A 15,190-nucleotide genomic window follows, 5' to 3' on the forward strand; every position below is an offset into this window, starting at 1 on the left:
ACAATAAGAAAAAGGGGTAGTGTATGGTAATTAGCGATCTTCTCTGGCGGCGTCCGCGCCATCACATGGATGTCGATGAAAACCACGACCACGTGCACTGGGTGGAACTTTTCTTCGATCTGGTCCATGTAGTGACAATTTTCATTCTGGGAAATTACCTGTCCCATCATCTGGGGTGGCAAGGATTCTGGGTGTTTACCGGACTGTTCCTGGCAATTTTCTATGCCTGGGCAGACAGCTCGCTCTATAACTCGCTGTATATCTCCACGGACATGCCGCATCGCGTGGTGATGGCACTTAAGATTGTCACGATGATGACCGTCGCGGCGGCGATTCCCGACGTGGCCGGTGAAGGCTGGACGTATTTCGCGCTGGCCTATGCGTTGAATCGGGCGCTGACGGCCTATCTTTACTGGCGGGCGCGCTGTACCGACAACGCGGCCAATAGACTGGCGCAGGAACAGGCGCGGAATTTTTTCGTGTTGGCCGGGGTGTTCGCGCTGTCGGCTTTTTTGCCGACACCGGTTGCCTACTGGGTCTTTGCCGCCGGCGTGGCAGCAATCCAGCTGCAGTACATGCTGCCGCGCGTGGGCACGCTCCGCTTCGAACGCTTTGTGCCTCAACTCGGACACATCTCGGAGCGCTTCGGCCTTCTGATGTTGATCTTGCTGGGTGAAGGCTTCTTTAAACTGGTGGTCACGCTGGCCGACAAGGGCGTCTACAGCGTCAGCGCGGGTACGCTGTTCAATGTGACCATGGGCGGCTTGTCCCTCTTCGCGCTGGCCTGGACTTATTTCGACTGCGCCGGCAATGAAAAACCGAAGAGCCTCACCAGTGCCGTGCTGCTGAGATACTGGTTTGCTCACATCGTGATTTTGTGGAGTGCGGTGACGATTGGCGTTGCGCTGGCCGGACAAGTCTACGTCGGCCTGTGGGAGCCTTATCCGCCCGGCTACGCCGCGCTTGGCTCGGTCGGCCTAGCGGTGTTTTTAGCTTCGCTATGGGCGCTGCGTCGAACCGTGACTGATGCCACCGACAAATACCACAGCGGCGGTCTGAGGCTGTTCGGCATTGTCATGGCGCTGGTTGTGCTAGCCGTTCATCCCCTCGTACCGTCGATTGTCAGCAACGGGCTTTGGGTCCTGGCGCTGTTCTCGCAGATTGGTGTGCCGATTTTTCTGGCGCTAAGAGATGCGCGCCGGTCTGGTAAAATGCTGTGATGGAACATGGCTACGCCCATGCAATTTGACAGATAGCCGTCAGTGATTGTCCGTTGGCGCTGTTCACGCCGGCGCTTCGTCCTCAGTTCGCCGTGCGTCCTCCCGCATGGCGTGCCCCAGTGACTCTTCGAGCTTCACGAACAACTCCCCGTAGCGCCGGCCGGTGGCACCTCGGGATGGACCTCCTCGCTGACCGTTGGTGCCCTGGGCTTAGACCTGTTTGAGCACAGTCAGAATGCGATTCACAAGGCCATCGGCAGTGACAAGCCCGAAGGCTGGGATCACCAGATCTCCGAAGGGGGCGAGCCTACCTTGCGGTACTCCGCAGCCTACCACCAGTACCTGGATGGCAGTGAGCCGGACAGCAAGTTCAAGGTGACCTACTTCGGGAGCGTCGGATACCTCACCGAATTTGGTGCCGCCCTGGTGTTCCGGGGAGGGCTGATTTCGTCGCCGGATAACCGCTTCAACCCGGAATTGATGGCCTACGGTGAGCGGGCGCCCAGCGTTTCCGCGGTCGGCGGTCGGGAGAACTACTTCTGGGGTGGTCTGTCGGTGAAGGCCAGGGCCTACAACGCTTTTCTGCAGGGTCAGTTCCGGGATTCTGATCACGAACTCAGTGCCAATGATCTGAATGTGCTGCTAGCGGAAGTCTGGGCCGGACTGGTGCTGAGCAAACGCTTTGGCAGTCACTGACAACCGGCGTACATCACCCTGGGAAATACCATGTATACCGCTGAACAATTGGTTTTCAGCAAGAGCAGGGCGCATGGTTAGGCTCAGGCATTACTGGAAACGGAGAAACGATATGAGCAACATCGTTGAAGTAAACGACAGCAACTTTGATGCGGCCGTTGGTCGTAACGACAAGCCGGTCCTGGTCGATTTCTGGGCACCCTGGTGCGGCCCCTGCAAGACCGTTGGCCCCATGCTTGAGGAAATCGCCGACGAACTGGGCGATGACCTGGTGGTGGCCAAGGTCAACGTGGATGACAGCCCAGAAACGGCGGCTCGCATGGGAATCCGCAGCATCCCGACCCTGGCGCTGTTCCGCGAGGGCGGCGTGGTGGCCCGGCAGACCGGTGCCGGCACCTTGGGCCAGTTGCGGGCCTTCGTCAAAGGCAACCTGTAATTCACCGGCTCGAATCAACACCCTCTTGTTATGGGAGGGTGTTTTTGTGTGCCGGTTGCGCTGCCCGCCAATGCTGGTCAGACTTATCCGGGTCCATTGCCATCATTCAGGTACCCCACGATGAAAACCCAGGAGCTGCAACTCCTCTATATTTTCGACGCCATCATGACCGAGCGCTCGGTGACCCGAGCCGCCGAGCGTCTGGCCATGACCCAGCCGGCGGTATCCAACGCAATTTCCCGGATGCGCCAGATCTGGAGCGACCCGCTGTTTGTCCGCAAAGGTCGTAACATCGAGCCAACGTCTTATGCCTTGAGCCTCTGGGACCAGGTAGGCGGGCCCATGTACGCGCTAACCAACGCGGTTTCAGCCACTCAGTTCGACCCCGCTAATTCCAAAAGGAAATTTCGCATCGCCGCTACCGACGTGATCGTTGAGATGGTCTGGCGCCAGTTAATCGAATTGCTGGAGCAGGAGGCGCCCGGTGTCGATCTGCACGCGGTCCCGTACACGCCCGATGGCACCTACGACGATCTGCGCGAAGCCCACGTGGACCTGGCGGTTGGCGTTCTGAACCAGCACGACCACAGCCTGCGGAGCACCTGGTTGTTTGAGGGTGGCTACGTGCTGGCGATGCGCGAAGGACATCCGCTGGCGGGTAAGCCGATCACCATGGAGGAATTCCTGGAGGCCCGGCATTTGCTTGTGTCCATGTCGGGCGACGCCCATGGTTTCGTGGACAGCTACCTGGACCAGAAGGGGCAAAGCCGCCGGATTGCCGCCACCGTCAATCATTTCTCCATCGTGCCGCAGGTGCTTCGGGAGACAAACCTGATTGCGGCGGTGCCGGAGCTCATCAGTCAGGACTGCGGTTTTGTGAACGGGCTCTGGATGGGAGAGCTGCCCTTTGAGGTTGATCCCACCAGCATGTACCTGGTCTGGCACGCCCGCCATGACCGGGATCCCGGCATTATCTGGATTCGGGACCACCTCGAGCGCCTGCTGCGGGATCGCTGGCGCGAAATCATGACCACCTCGCCCTGCGGGCGGCACCTGAAAGCGGTCTAGCCGGCCAGAGAAGTCGCCGCCACGGATTGTGGGGTTGGCCAGGTAAGCGCCGGCCTCAGACTGGAAGAAACAAGAAAGGAGATCGTGCTTTCAAAGGTCATGTGTTCTGCGCAACGAAAAAGGGGGCTAACAGCCCCCTCTTAACATTATGCTTCAGCTAACTCTTTCAAGGTAAGGGTAGTCAATATACCCTTCCGCACCCTGGGAGTAAAAAGTCGCCGGATCTGCTTCGTTGAGCTCGGCGCCAAGCTTCAGGCGCTCCGGGAGGTCCGGGTTGGCAATGAAGGGCACGCCAAAGGCGACAGCGTCGGCCAATCCGGATTCGATGGCTTGTTCTGCTTCTTCACCGGTGTAGCCCATGTTGAGGATCAACTTGCCCTTGAAGTGTTCGCGGACCGGAGTAATGACGTCCGCTTGCTGTTCCCCGAAAAAGTCGCTGCGCATCAAATGAACAAAGGCCAGGCCGTAGTCGTTCAGGCGCTTGGCGAGCCAGGTAACCAGACCGACCGGATCACTGTCCTTCATGCTCTGGAAGCTGTTGAGGGGGCTCAGTCGAACACCGACGTTCTCGGAACCGAACACTCCGGATACGGCTTCAATCACCTCCAGCAGAAGTCGGGCGCGATTTTCGATCGGGCCACCGTAGGGGCCTTCTCGATGGTTGGAGCTATCACGCAGGAACTGGTCCAGCAGATAGCCGTTGGCGCCATGAACCTCAACACCGTCAAAGCCGGCGCGCTTGGCATTCTCGGCGGCGGTGCGGAAACCGTCGATGATGGCCGGGATTTCGCTGTCGGCCAGTGCGCGGGGAACCGTGTAGGACTTCTTACCTTCCGGTGTGTGCACTTCATCGCTGGTGATGGCAATGGCGCTGGGCGCTACCGGATCCTTGCCATTGTTTAACACCGGGTGGCAGGCGCGGCCACCGTGAAAGATTTGCAGATAAATCTTGCCACCTTTGGCGTGTACCGCATCAGTGACTTTCTTCCAGCCTTCAACTTGCGCCTCGGAATAGATACCGGGCTCGCGCCAGAAGGCCGAATTGCCTTCAATAGCCATGGTCGCTTCAGTGATGATCAGGCCGGCAGAGGCACGCTGGGCGTAATACTCAACCATCATATCCGTGGGAACGTGATCAGCGTCGGCACGGACGCGGGTGAGGGGGGCCATGAAGACCCGATTGGCCAATTCACTGGCGCCCATTTTCAGGGGAGTAAAAAGTGTGTTCATAGCATCCTCGGGAAATTTTGTGTACAAGAGCTGGTAGCATATCCGCCCGTTGGCCGGGCGGACTAATTCGGACGAGATATATCAATCATCATCCTGACTTATACGACAGGCTGTTCATCTTTTCCTCCGGACAAGCGATCCGGAGGAAAAAAGCCGCCGGCAATCATTGCATTCATCAGTTCGCCTACTTTTGCACGCAGGTCATCCCTCAACAGCCTCATTGCCGGCGTTATTGACTGTCGGGTAGGACAAATCAGCCACAGCTCGGATACCGGCGGCGCATAGCCCGGCATGATGGTGGTGACACGGCCTGCAAGCAGATCATCCGACATATCAAGACACGATTTTATCGCAAGACCGCGACCAGCAACGCACCACCGGCGAACCAGATCGCCATCGTTTGAGGCGCGATCGCCCGTCATTTTGACTCGATACTCCTCGTCTCCGCGTTTGAACGTCCAGAGGTCAAATGGGATGTCCTGCAACTGATAGAACAGCCCGTTGTGGTTCTCAAGGTCATCAGGATGAATGGGGCGACCATGACGCGACAGGTAATCAGGAGATGCGCAAAGCAGGCGCGGCACATCGCAAATTTTGAAGCCATACAGGTTGGTGTCACTGGGCGCGCCGTAGCGAAGCGCCATGTCGACCGAATCCCGGTAAAAGTCCACGTTGGTGTCAGTAATCTGAACTCTGAGGTTCAAACCTGGATGCGTTGCCATCAATTCGTCGATCCAGGGCACAACGCGGTTACGACCAAGATCGGATGAAACCGAAAGCCGGATTTCGCCTGTTACAGAGTCAACTTCAGATCGAAGGTTCTGTTGCGCCTGGCTCAACAAGTCAATCGCTTGCTTGCAGTAAGGCAAGTATTTCTCGCCGGCCGCAGACAACCGCAACCTTCGCGTGGAGCGTACGAATAACTCTACACCCAGCTCCTGTTCTACGCGCTTTACTGCGGCGCTGGCTGTGGCAGCTCGCATATCAAGACTGGTGGCGGCAGCGGTAATGTTGCGGAATTCAGCGACCCTCAAAACCACGATCAGATCATCAAGACTCATTTTCAAAAATTCTTTGAATATGTTTAACAAATTTTCCCGTTTACCCGAGTGTAAACGGCGACCATACTGCGCGCTACTCGAAAATCATTGCGGAGACAGATAATGAAAGCTGTTGGATATCGGGAATCTCTTCCTATCGAAAACCCTGATGCGCTGCAAAATGTTGAGATGGAACGTCCCGTCGCAAAAGGCCGGGACCTGTTGGTCAGAGTCAAAGCCATCGCCGTGAACCCCGTTGACTTCAAGGTACGCCAGCAGGCAGAGCCCGAACCAGGCCAGATCAAAGTACTTGGATGGGATGCCGTTGGAGAGGTAGTGGCAATAGGCGAGGACGCTTCACTCTTCAAAGAAGGTGACACCGTATTTTATGCCGGTGACGTTACCCGTCAGGGCAGCAACGCTGAATACCAGGTTGTCGATGAGCGTCTGGTTGGTCGGAAGCCTGCCAGCCTGTCCGACGCCGATGCTGCGGCGTTGCCCCTGACCACGATAACAGCATGGGAAATGCTGTTTGACCACCTGCAACTTGAGCGACAGTTGGCTGGGTCCATCACTCCAAGCGACGATGTGGTACTTGTGATTGGCGCCGCAGGAGGCGTGGGTTCAATTCTAGTTCAATTGATCAAACAGCTGACAGGCGCAAAAGTACTCGCTACGGCATCTCGCCCGGAATCGAAGGCCTGGGTTGAATCATTGGGTGCGGATTTTGTTTTGAATCACCGTGAACCCTTGCAGCCCCAGATCGAAACACTGGTGTCTGCCGGCAAAATTGGTTCTGTAACCCATGTGGCCAGTCTTAACGCCACAGATCAATACTTCGACGATTATGTGGCGGTGCTTAAGCCGTTTGGAAAGATTGCCATGATCGACGATCCTGCAAGTCTGGACGTAATGAAGATCAAGCCGAAGAGTCTATCATTACACATTGAATTCATGTTCGCCCGCTCAATGCACCAGGCGGATGATATGCAGGTTCAGCACGACTTGTTGAATGAGGTCTCACGGCTTGTAGATCAAGGCTTCATCCGCACAACTGCAGGGAAGTACCTCGGAGCGATCAACGCCGAGAATCTACGTGCCGCACACGCCGAACTGGAATCAGGAACCGCCGTTGGCAAGATTGTGCTGGAGGGTTTTGCCTGACGGGTTCTACCCCGTTACTGCGGGCATTCCTAAGAAGAGTCACTCTTAAAGAACCCGGCAAACGATCAAGTTGCCCCATTGCTTCAGCACTTGGATCGCCAGCAATGGGGCTATAGATCTTATTTGGATTCGCCCCGGTATACTAGTCTACAAAAAGAGCACAGGGTAAATTTATCAGCCGATTAGATACTTCGCATGGAAGCGAAGGTGCTCCTCAATAAAACTGGCGATGAAGTAGTAGCTGTGGTCGTACCCTTCATGCCGGTTCAGTTCCAGCGGATAGCCACTTTGTTTGGCAGCGGCTTCCAGCATTTCCGGCTTCAACTGCTCGGTCAGGAAGTTGTCCGCTTCGCCTTGGTCCACCAACGCCGGCACAAACTTGCTCGCCTTTTGCATCAGCAAGCTGGCGTCGTACTCGGCCCAGCTGGCGGTGTCTTTACCGAGGTAAGCGCCAAAGGCCTTCTTACCCCACGGGCAATTGACCGGGTTACTGATCGGGCTGAACGCCGAGACGGACTGGAAACGCTCCGGGTTGCGCAGTGCCAGCACCAACGCACCATGCCCGCCCATCGAGTGGCCAAAGATGGAACGCTGATCGCTCACCGGGAACATATCTTCAATCAGTGCCGGTAATTCGTTGAGCACGTAATCGTACATCCGGTAATGCTTGCTCCAGGGTTCCTGAGTCGCATTTACATAGAACCCGGCGCCCTTACCCAAGTCGTAGCCTTCATCATCGGCGACATCGTCCCCGCGGGGGCTGGTGTCCGGGGCAATAATGGCGACGCCCAGTTCGGCAGCCATGCGATGGGCACCGGCTTTTTGCATGAAGTTTTCATCGGTGCAGGTCAACCCGGACAACCAATACAGCGCTGGCACCTTTTTGCCATTGGAGGCCTGCGGCGGCAGGTAGATAGCAAACCGCATCGAACAGTTCAGCGTCTCGGAGTGATGACTGTACTGCTTGTGCCAACCACCAAAACTTTTATTACTGCTCAGATTTTCAATAGTCATTGCAACCTCTCAACAAAACGGTCGCCCGCCTGACTGGCGGGCGACCAGATTTCATTACTTGTCGAAGTGAATAACGGTACGAATGCTCTTGCCTTCGTGCATCAGATCAAACGCCTTGTTGATATCTTCCAGCCCCATGGTGTGGGTGATGAAATCGTTCAACTTGAACTCACCTTGCATGTAACGCTCAACGATGCCCGGCAGCTCGGAACGGCCCTTCACGCCACCAAAGGCAGAGCCTTTCCAGACCCGACCGGTCACCAGCTGGAACGGACGCGTGGAAATTTCCTGGCCGGCGCCCGCAACACCGATAACCACCGACTCACCCCAGCCTTTGTGGCAGCATTCCAGTGCTGAACGCATTACATCTACGTTGCCGATGCACTCGAAGGAATAATCCACACCGCCGTCGGTCAGTTCTACGATCACCTCCTGAATCGGCTTGTCGTAATCTTTCGGGTTGATGCAGTCGGTCGCGCCCAACTGGCGGGCCAGCTCAAATTTGCTCTCGTTGATGTCGATAGCAATGATGCGGCTGGCTTTAGCCATGGTGGCACCAATCACCGCCGACAGGCCGATGCCGCCCATACCGAAGATGGCCACAGTGGCGCCCTCTTCTACTTTGGCGGTGTTCATCACCGCACCCATGCCGGTGGTTACGCCACAACCGAGCAAGCACACTTCTTCCAATGGCGCTTCTTTGTTCACTTTTGCCAGAGAAATCTCGGGCAGTACGGTGTACTCGGAGAAGGTTGAGCAACCCATGTAGTGATAGATCGGCTCGCCGTTTAACGAGAAACGAGTGGTGCCGTCTGGCATCAGGCCCTTGCCCTGGGTTTCACGAATCTTCCCGCACAGGTTGGTTTTACCAGAGGTGCAGAATTTACATTCGCCGCACTCAGGGGTGTACAGCGGAATAACGTGGTCACCCACTTTCAGGCTTGTAACGCCTTCGCCTACCGACTCAACAATACCGCCGCCTTCGTGGCCGAGAATGGTCGGGAAAATGCCTTCGGGATCTTCGCCAGACAAGGTAAACGCATCGGTATGACACACACCGCTAGCGATCACCCGGATACGTACTTCGCCAGCTTGAGGCGGCATCACATCCACTTCTTCAATGGACAGAGGTTGTTTCGGGCCCCAGGCGATAGCGGCTTTAGATTTGATGGTCTGAGTCATGTTGTGTGCTCCAGATTTTGTCGGGCTTCGGCAGGTTCTTCTGCCATGTTGATGGGATCATTGTATTATTATTCTTAAGATAGATAATCGGCCAATAAAGCAAATCACCTTTACTGTATAGTAACAATGAACCGTATTTTGTTTGCTGGCGGCATTTTGTATCTAAGCTCACCCAAGTCGTAACGCAAGGAACTGAACATGTTTATTTGGGAAGGGGTCAGTGAGTTTGTGGCGGTCGCGGAAGCCGAAAGTTTTACCGCTGCGGCGAAACGATTGGGCATTTCCACAGCTCAGGTGAGCCGGCAGGTCAGCGCACTGGAATCCCGGCTTTCGACCAAACTGCTGTATCGCACCACCCGCAAGGTTTCGGTGACGGAAGCCGGCCAAACCTACTACCAGTATTGCCGCCAGGTACTCGATGGTCTGGAAGAGGCCGAGCGGGCCATGACCAACCTGCAACTTATCCCCAAGGGAAAATTACGGCTGACCGCACCGGTGACCTATGGCGAGAAGGTGATCGCCCCCTTGGTGAACGATTTCATCCTGCGCTACCCGGAGTTGGAGGTGCAGCTGAATCTGACCAACCAGAAGCTGGATCTGGTCGGTGGCGGTTACGATTTGGCGATTCGGCTGGGAAAACTGGAAGATTCATCCATGATGGCCAAGCGGTTGTCGTCACGAACCTTATACGTGTGCGCCTCGCCGGAATACTTATCCACCTATGGTGTGCCGCATTCGCTTTCGGAACTGGACCGGCACAATTGTTTGCAAGGCAATCTGGATTACTGGCGCTTTCAGGACCGAGGTAAGCCCTACAACGTTCGCGTTAAAGGCAACATGAAGTGCGACAGCGGTTGGGCGTTGCTGGACGCGGCCCTGAAAGGCATCGGGATCGTGCAACTTCCCGATTATTACGTTCAGCCGTCATTGGCCTGTGGAAAACTTATGAACTTGCTGGAACATTATCAAGAAGCCGACGATGGAATCTGGGCGATTTATCCACATAACCGGCATTTATCCCCAAAAGTGCGGATGCTGCTGGATTTCCTGGACGAATCGTTAAGTTAAATTCTGTGGGGCAGTAGTTTTGTCAGTTTGTCCAAATGCGCCGTTTGGCCTGCGTCAGTTTCGCGGCGGTCTCCAGCCGTACATATACCAAACGCCTCTGGTCATCCGCCGCGTCGCAACTCCCTGACACCCCGACCCAGCTTGCGGCGCAACAGGGCCCGCAGGGTCACCCCATCCGAGTACCCGACCTGTGCGGCCACCTGGTCGACGCTCGCGTTTCCGGTGCGCAAGAGATGCACGGCATGCTCCACGCGCAGGTCTTGGAAATACGACAGCGGTGTCTTGCCCAAAACGCTTTGCAGCCGCCGCGCTAAGGTGCGCTCGCTTGTGCCCGCAGCGCTGGCGGCCTCGGCCAGCGAGAACCCCTTCGCGAGCTGACTTCTGGCCCAGCACTCGAAGCGCTCCACCACCGGGTCGGCATGCGCAAGGTGGTCGGGAATCACGAACTCGGCTTGCGAACTGCGTGTCTCGACCAGCAGATAGCGTGCCACCAGGGCAGCCAGCGCCGGACTGCGCTCCCGGATGATGCGCAAGGCCAAGTCGACGTGGGCCAAAGCGGCACCCGCGGTGGTGAAGCGTGTCGAGTTCACGATCATGCGTGACTCGTCCAGCGTGACGTTCGGATAGCGCTGCCGAAACATCGGCCCCAGCCACCATGACGTCGTCGCACGATGCCCATCAAGCAGGCCGCTCTCTGCAAGCAAGAAGCTACCGGAGCAGGCGGCACCAAGGTGCGCGCCAGCGGTGGACCACAGCTGTAGCGCGGCGACCGCATCGGGCACGTCGGGGCGTGTGAGCCGAGCCGAGAGCGTGTCAGGCATCTTGTCACCAAACGCGGGCACGAGCACGACGTCTGGTTCCGGCACACCACGCGCAGTGACCACGGGGACCGTCAAGCCTTGCGCAGTTCGGATGCGACGCCGCACGCCCACCAGCGTGAGCTCTATGTGCGCGGGAGCCTGTGGCAGCGAGCCCGCCATCGCATTGGCCAAGCCCACTGTGTCGGTGAGCGCCGCAAGCCCCAGATCAAACACGCCATCACAAACAAGGATGTGGAGTTTCATGGCAATAATGATATCAAAGTTGTCATTATTGTCTATAGAGATGGCTGTCATGACGACTTAGACTGCAGGCTCGTTGATCCATTCACCTAACCCATTTACCCAAAGGATTACAGTATGACCAAGCTCGCCCTGTTTGTTCGCCTCGAAGCCAAACCCGGCCAGGAGGCTGCGCTTGCCGACTTCCTGGCCAGCGCTCTGCCGCTCGCCAACGCCGAGTCCGGCACCACTGCCTGGTTCGCATTGAAGTTTGGCCCTTCGACGTTCGGTGTGTTCGATGCCTTTGCCGATGAGGCAGGTCGCCAGGCACATCTGAACGGCCAGATCGCCGAGGCCTTGATGGCCAACGCCGAGACCTTGCTCAGTTCTCCGCCCAATATCGAGAAGGTCGAACTGCTTGCAGCCAAACTGCCTGCATGACAACCCGGCCTTGACTCAATCAGGTCACGCTGCGTAGGGCCACACGGCCCTACGCAGCCCCCCTCGATTGCCGGGGGGATGTTCGGCGACAATTAGGATGACCAGTTGGCGACAATTCTCTTGGCAGCCAGCCTTCTGATTTTAACAAGGTCGATAATACTGATGCCTGTAGTTGCCCCAACTAAACTGAGCACCATCTTGCCAGTTCAGCCCGGTATTCCCCGGTGGCATTTCAGACTCTTGTGCGGGTGGCTGCGATTATAGTCTCAGATCCATTTCGGCAATCTGGCCATCACAGTGGCTGGATCAGGAAGGTCGTACAGGTATACATCGCCCCGCTTAAACGTCTTCACAAAAGCCTCCGCTATGCCGTTACTATGAGGACTTCGCGCGGGTGTGATATACACCACAAAACCCAGAGCGGATGCGAAGACTCGCGTTTCTTTGGCAATGTAGCAGTTGCCATTATCCGTCAGCCATTCCAGAGATTGTGGCACCCACTTCGACTAGCCGAACCGGTATTTCGGGCTTTCCCGCAGTACTCCTGTTACCTGCTTCCAACTTTTAATTCATTATGATCTTAGTAATGTTCATCACCAGAGATAGGTTCCGGAGGCGTCCTTAAAGTACGTGGCGACGTAACTCTGACGTCACTCATCGATACCGGCTGTCATGAAATACTGATTAACCTTCGGAAGTGGCAAAGTCTCTGGATTGCCGTGACGGCGCCAACTTTCGACGCATGTTCAAACGCTGGACAGGATTGACTCCTGCAGAGTATCGGTCGCGTTTCAGTTTTGGTACCAATGCGTGACAACATTTGAAAGGGGGGAATATATGAGATTTCTCCTTGCCTATAGTGCGAGTGAGGCTATTACTTGCTTGAAAAAAAACACGCGCGAAAAGCTCATCGCATAGAGTTTTCATCAAAGTGGTACAAGATCATTGCGCATAGAGCAGAGGATATAACAAGACTGCACACATTCCGATTTCTTGGGTAGCATGCATCTTAGTATTACTGTTGAGGTGTGTGAATGAAAAATTGGTTGTTTCTTAGTGTTGCAATTATTGCTGAAGTGGTGGCAACTTCAAGTTTGAAAGCAAGCGAAGGATTTACAAAGTTATGGCCTAGTTTGATTGTGCTTTTAGGATACGCCATTGCTTTCTATTTTCTTTCTCTCACCTTAAAAGCTATTCCGGTTGGCATTGCTTATGCAGTATGGGCTGGTTTAGGAATAGTACTGATTTCTTTAGCCGGCTGGTTAATCTTTGGTCAGAAGTTAGACGTGGCAAGCGTTTTGGGTATGGCGTTTATCGTTACTGGGGTTGTAGTGATCAACGTTTTTTCTAAAGTCAGTGTTCATTAAGCATTTAACAAACGGCTGTTGTCGCCCTTGCTGGCCTGGGGCGGTCTTTATGATGTTTGCGGATTTTGCTCGTCTGTTCAAGAGGTCATGGTAACGAGATAGGTTGCAGGGGCGGCGAGAAACTGTGCCCAAACCCTCTAGAGGGGCAAGTATGGCAAAGGTCACGAAAAAGATCGGAAGCTAATCTGTGAAAAAGTGCTGGGCACTGTCAGGGCACCATTTGGGCACAAGCCAAAAAAAGGACCTGCGTTTTCACGCAAGTCCTTGATATTCATGGCGCGCCCGAGAGGATTCGAACCTCTGACCTCTGCCTCCGGAGGGCAGCGCTCTATCCAGCTGAGCTACGGGCGCATTCGAAACTGCGGATTGCTCGTCAATTTCGAGTGCGCAATCTTACGTGCGCCGGGGGCGTCTGTCCAGCCCCTTGCGGCAACTCTGTTTTCATACCTTTGGCAGTTTCTGTTCCGGGGTGATGCTGACCAGATCGGTGTCATTGCTGAAGGTGACTTCGCCGTCCTGCATCGACACCTGGAAGGTCATGGAGCGCTCCACCAGGCGAGCCAGTGCGGCGGTGCTTTCGGCGGGAAGGTCGACGATGGTCAGGTTGCCAAATCTTTCCAGCTTGTTATGGTGTTTCTCCCACCACACCGGCACCGCGCGGCCACCGTAGGTATACAGAATGACCTGCTGCGACCGGTTGCAGGCTTTGCGAACCCGGTCTTCGTCTGGCAGGCCCAGCTCTACCCAGAGTTCGATGTCATCGGTCAGGGATTTCTGCCACAGCTCCGGTTCGTCATCGGTGCTCAGGCCTTTGGTAAACTCCAGCGTATCTGTGGAGTTCAGGGCAAAGGCCAGCAGCCGGATCATCATTCGCTCGTCGGTCTCTGACGGGTGGCGGGCGATGGTCAGGTGGTGGTCGGCGTAGTAATGCCGGTCCATATCCGCGATATGGAGTGTGGCTTTGAATATAGTGGCTTTCAGTGCCATTGAGCGTCCTGTGTTTTGGGTGGCAGGGCAATAGTGTAGAGCAATTTTGACTTGGCAGGGCATAGCGGCATGGTGGTGTTGCGGGGTTTTCTGGTTCTGGTGGTGTTTTTTCTGCTGGGTGAAGCGGTGCGGGTACTGGTGGGGCTGCCCATCAGCGGCGGGGTTCTGGGTATGGTGATGGCAACCTTTACCCTGATGCTTCGCGGGCGGGTAACCGACGAGCTGGCGGCAGCCAGCCAGGGGCTGATATCGGTTCTGGTGTTACTGATCACGCCCGGCGTTGTTGGTGTGTTCTTTATAGCGGATCAGTTTGCCGGGCACTGGACAGCCGTGGTGGTGGCGTTGGTTTTAGGCACCTTGCTGAGTGTATTCACCACGTTGCTGTTGATGAAGAAACTGACGACCGAGCAAGCCCGAGGTGATCAACATGACTGATCAACCGGGCGGATTCAACGCTTTGCTGGCAGCATGGACGGCTGGCCCCATGTTGTCCATCGGTCTGACCCTGGGCGCCTTTATCGTGGCCCAGTGGCTGTTTGCCAGGCTGCGGCGCCCGTTGTGGTTGCCGCCGGTGATGATTGCAGCGCTGTTGCTGGCGGCGGTGGTGGCCGCCAGTGGCCTGGGCTTTGAACGTTACGAGGCGGGTGCGCGTTGGCTAACGGTGCTGCTGGGGCCGGCAACGGTTGCGCTTGGTATTCCCCTGTATCAACAAATGCATCACATCCGGGCGCTGTGGCGGCCGATTATGGTGACGCTGCCCCTGGCCGCAAGCCTGGCGGCGTTCTATGCCCTGGCTATTGCCTGGTTGATGGGAGCGGCGCCCATGGTTCTGGCATCGCTGGCGCCCAAGTCGGTTACCGCACCCATTGCCATGGGTATCACTGAGGAGTTGGGCGGGTCGGTGTCGCTCACACTGGGCGGGCTGCTGATCACCGGTGTGCTGGCATCACTGTTCGTGGACTGGTGCGCCCGCTGGCTTCGGATTACCGACGACCGCATCATCGGTTTTGCCCTTGGCCTCAATGGTCACGCCATTGGCACGGCCCGTGCGTTTGAGATCAGTCATACTGCCGGCGCCTTTGCTTCTCTGGGGATGGGGCTGACGGGCGTATTCACGGCGTTGTTCCTGCCGCTGGCCTTCTGGATGATCTGATACATTTATTAGCAAAAAGTTAAGTACAAATGGTTGCAATTCTCGTTTGTAATGACAATAATTATCACTAACGTTTTTCAGTTG

General features: G+C 56.0%; 16 protein-coding genes, 1 tRNA gene and 1 pseudogene. 10 read left to right on the forward strand and 8 right to left on the reverse strand.

Features of this window, described 5'->3' with window-relative positions; genetic code table 11:
- Positions 1-23 precede the first annotated feature (23 nt).
- The 4 genes from ACNSOI_RS01755 (at position 24) to ACNSOI_RS01770 (ending at position 3,420) form a co-directional block, all read left to right on the forward strand.
- Positions 24-1,220, forward strand: a complete 1,197-nt coding sequence (locus ACNSOI_RS01755; protein ID WP_420194980.1) for a low temperature requirement protein A — start codon at positions 24-26, stop codon at positions 1,218-1,220.
- Positions 1,221-1,409: 189 nt separating this feature from the next.
- The gene (locus ACNSOI_RS01760) at positions 1,410-1,916 is read left to right on the forward strand and encodes a lipid A-modifier LpxR family protein (RefSeq protein WP_420195697.1); all 507 of its coding nucleotides are present in this window, start codon (positions 1,410-1,412) and stop codon (positions 1,914-1,916) included.
- A 112-nt stretch (positions 1,917-2,028) separates the two neighbouring features.
- Positions 2,029-2,352, forward strand: a complete 324-nt coding sequence (trxA, locus tag ACNSOI_RS01765; RefSeq protein ID WP_224848255.1) for a thioredoxin — start codon at positions 2,029-2,031, stop codon at positions 2,350-2,352.
- A 120-nt stretch (positions 2,353-2,472) separates the two neighbouring features.
- The gene (locus ACNSOI_RS01770) at positions 2,473-3,420 is read left to right on the forward strand and encodes a LysR family transcriptional regulator (protein ID WP_420194981.1); all 948 of its coding nucleotides are present in this window, start codon (positions 2,473-2,475) and stop codon (positions 3,418-3,420) included.
- A gap of 153 nt (positions 3,421-3,573) precedes the next feature.
- On the opposite strand, the gene ACNSOI_RS01775 is transcribed toward ACNSOI_RS01770, so the two are convergent.
- Complete coding sequence (locus ACNSOI_RS01775) at positions 3,574-4,650, reverse strand: alkene reductase (RefSeq protein WP_008175562.1); 1,077 nt, start codon at positions 4,648-4,650, stop codon at positions 3,574-3,576.
- A 98-nt stretch (positions 4,651-4,748) separates the two neighbouring features.
- Positions 4,749-5,711: a LysR family transcriptional regulator gene (locus ACNSOI_RS01780; RefSeq protein ID WP_420194982.1), complete on the reverse strand. Its 963-nt coding sequence runs from the start codon at positions 5,709-5,711 to the stop codon at positions 4,749-4,751.
- A gap of 102 nt (positions 5,712-5,813) precedes the next feature.
- Here ACNSOI_RS01780 and ACNSOI_RS01785 point away from each other — a divergent pair, with 102 nt between their 5' ends.
- A complete protein-coding gene (locus tag ACNSOI_RS01785; protein WP_420194983.1) occupies positions 5,814-6,854 on the forward strand; it encodes a zinc-binding alcohol dehydrogenase family protein in 1,041 nt (346 codons plus the stop codon).
- 174 nt (positions 6,855-7,028) lie between these two features.
- On the opposite strand, the gene fghA is transcribed toward ACNSOI_RS01785, so the two are convergent.
- Entirely contained in the window at positions 7,029-7,868 is an 840-nt protein-coding gene (gene fghA, locus ACNSOI_RS01790; RefSeq protein WP_153740084.1) for an S-formylglutathione hydrolase, read from the reverse strand.
- A gap of 54 nt (positions 7,869-7,922) precedes the next feature.
- The gene (locus tag ACNSOI_RS01795; protein WP_247064201.1) at positions 7,923-9,050 is read right to left on the reverse strand and encodes an S-(hydroxymethyl)glutathione dehydrogenase/class III alcohol dehydrogenase; all 1,128 of its coding nucleotides are present in this window, start codon (positions 9,048-9,050) and stop codon (positions 7,923-7,925) included.
- Positions 9,051-9,248: 198 nt separating this feature from the next.
- On the opposite strand from ACNSOI_RS01795, the gene ACNSOI_RS01800 reads away from it, so the two are divergent.
- Positions 9,249-10,118 carry a LysR substrate-binding domain-containing protein gene (locus ACNSOI_RS01800; protein ID WP_123634556.1) on the forward strand — a complete coding sequence of 290 codons (870 nt, stop codon included), beginning with the start codon at positions 9,249-9,251 and terminating at the stop codon, positions 10,116-10,118.
- A 101-nt stretch (positions 10,119-10,219) separates the two neighbouring features.
- Here the strand turns inward: ACNSOI_RS01800 and ACNSOI_RS01805 are convergent, their stop codons facing one another.
- A complete protein-coding gene (locus ACNSOI_RS01805; protein WP_420194984.1) occupies positions 10,220-11,233 on the reverse strand; it encodes a GlxA family transcriptional regulator in 1,014 nt (337 codons plus the stop codon).
- A gap of 63 nt (positions 11,234-11,296) precedes the next feature.
- On the opposite strand from ACNSOI_RS01805, the gene ACNSOI_RS01810 reads away from it, so the two are divergent.
- Entirely contained in the window at positions 11,297-11,599 is a 303-nt protein-coding gene (locus ACNSOI_RS01810) for a putative quinol monooxygenase (RefSeq protein WP_008175538.1), read from the forward strand.
- Positions 11,600-11,868: 269 nt separating this feature from the next.
- On the opposite strand, the pseudogene ACNSOI_RS01815 reads toward ACNSOI_RS01810, so the two are convergent.
- Positions 11,869-12,141: pseudogene (locus ACNSOI_RS01815) on the reverse strand (IS3 family transposase); the annotation flags it as partial.
- 492 nt (positions 12,142-12,633) lie between these two features.
- On the opposite strand from ACNSOI_RS01815, the gene ACNSOI_RS01820 reads away from it, so the two are divergent.
- Positions 12,634-12,966, forward strand: coding sequence for an SMR family transporter (locus ACNSOI_RS01820; RefSeq protein ID WP_354447277.1), 333 nt, complete (start codon positions 12,634-12,636; stop codon positions 12,964-12,966).
- 274 nt (positions 12,967-13,240) lie between these two features.
- On the opposite strand, the gene ACNSOI_RS01825 is transcribed toward ACNSOI_RS01820, so the two are convergent.
- Positions 13,241-13,317 (reverse strand) — tRNA-Arg (locus ACNSOI_RS01825).
- A gap of 90 nt (positions 13,318-13,407) precedes the next feature.
- Positions 13,408-13,953, reverse strand: a complete 546-nt coding sequence (locus tag ACNSOI_RS01830) for a YaeQ family protein (RefSeq protein ID WP_420194985.1) — start codon at positions 13,951-13,953, stop codon at positions 13,408-13,410.
- 69 nt (positions 13,954-14,022) lie between these two features.
- Here ACNSOI_RS01830 and ACNSOI_RS01835 point away from each other — a divergent pair, with 69 nt between their 5' ends.
- Both ACNSOI_RS01835 and ACNSOI_RS01840 read left to right on the forward strand, forming a co-directional pair.
- The gene (locus ACNSOI_RS01835) at positions 14,023-14,388 is read left to right on the forward strand and encodes a CidA/LrgA family protein (RefSeq protein ID WP_061333474.1); all 366 of its coding nucleotides are present in this window, start codon (positions 14,023-14,025) and stop codon (positions 14,386-14,388) included.
- Positions 14,381-15,106, forward strand: coding sequence for an LrgB family protein (locus ACNSOI_RS01840; protein WP_106694390.1), 726 nt, complete (start codon positions 14,381-14,383; stop codon positions 15,104-15,106). Before ACNSOI_RS01835 ends, ACNSOI_RS01840 begins: the two co-directional genes overlap by 8 nt.
- The last annotated feature ends 84 nt before the right edge of the window (positions 15,107-15,190 follow it).

The sequence above is a fragment of the Marinobacter sp. GH_1 genome (assembly GCF_048595985.1).
Taxonomy (GTDB): Bacteria; Pseudomonadota; Gammaproteobacteria; order Pseudomonadales; family Oleiphilaceae; genus Marinobacter; species Marinobacter shengliensis.

What these genes read in the sequence shown, in the direction of transcription:
- ACNSOI_RS01755 (WP_420194980.1), top strand. Translation starts at nt 24, where the DNA reads ATGGTAATTAGCGATCTTCTCTGGCGGCGTCCGCGCCATCACATGGAT.
- trxA (WP_224848255.1), top strand. Translation starts at nt 2,029, where the DNA reads ATGAGCAACATCGTTGAAGTAAACGACAGCAACTTTGATGCGGCCGTT.
- ACNSOI_RS01770 (WP_420194981.1), top strand. Translation starts at nt 2,473, where the DNA reads ATGAAAACCCAGGAGCTGCAACTCCTCTATATTTTCGACGCCATCATG.
- ACNSOI_RS01775 (WP_008175562.1), bottom strand. Translation starts at nt 4,650, where the DNA reads ATGAACACACTTTTTACTCCCCTGAAAATGGGCGCCAGTGAATTGGCC.
- ACNSOI_RS01780 (WP_420194982.1), bottom strand. Translation starts at nt 5,711, where the DNA reads ATGAGTCTTGATGATCTGATCGTGGTTTTGAGGGTCGCTGAATTCCGC.
- ACNSOI_RS01785 (WP_420194983.1), top strand. Translation starts at nt 5,814, where the DNA reads ATGAAAGCTGTTGGATATCGGGAATCTCTTCCTATCGAAAACCCTGAT.
- fghA (WP_153740084.1), bottom strand. Translation starts at nt 7,868, where the DNA reads ATGACTATTGAAAATCTGAGCAGTAATAAAAGTTTTGGTGGTTGGCAC.
- ACNSOI_RS01795 (WP_247064201.1), bottom strand. Translation starts at nt 9,050, where the DNA reads ATGACTCAGACCATCAAATCTAAAGCCGCTATCGCCTGGGGCCCGAAA.
- ACNSOI_RS01800 (WP_123634556.1), top strand. Translation starts at nt 9,249, where the DNA reads ATGTTTATTTGGGAAGGGGTCAGTGAGTTTGTGGCGGTCGCGGAAGCC.
- ACNSOI_RS01805 (WP_420194984.1), bottom strand. Translation starts at nt 11,233, where the DNA reads ATGACAGCCATCTCTATAGACAATAATGACAACTTTGATATCATTATT.
- ACNSOI_RS01810 (WP_008175538.1), top strand. Translation starts at nt 11,297, where the DNA reads ATGACCAAGCTCGCCCTGTTTGTTCGCCTCGAAGCCAAACCCGGCCAG.
- ACNSOI_RS01820 (WP_354447277.1), top strand. Translation starts at nt 12,634, where the DNA reads ATGAAAAATTGGTTGTTTCTTAGTGTTGCAATTATTGCTGAAGTGGTG.
- ACNSOI_RS01830 (WP_420194985.1), bottom strand. Translation starts at nt 13,953, where the DNA reads ATGGCACTGAAAGCCACTATATTCAAAGCCACACTCCATATCGCGGAT.
- ACNSOI_RS01835 (WP_061333474.1), top strand. Translation starts at nt 14,023, where the DNA reads ATGGTGGTGTTGCGGGGTTTTCTGGTTCTGGTGGTGTTTTTTCTGCTG.
- ACNSOI_RS01840 (WP_106694390.1), top strand. Translation starts at nt 14,381, where the DNA reads ATGACTGATCAACCGGGCGGATTCAACGCTTTGCTGGCAGCATGGACG.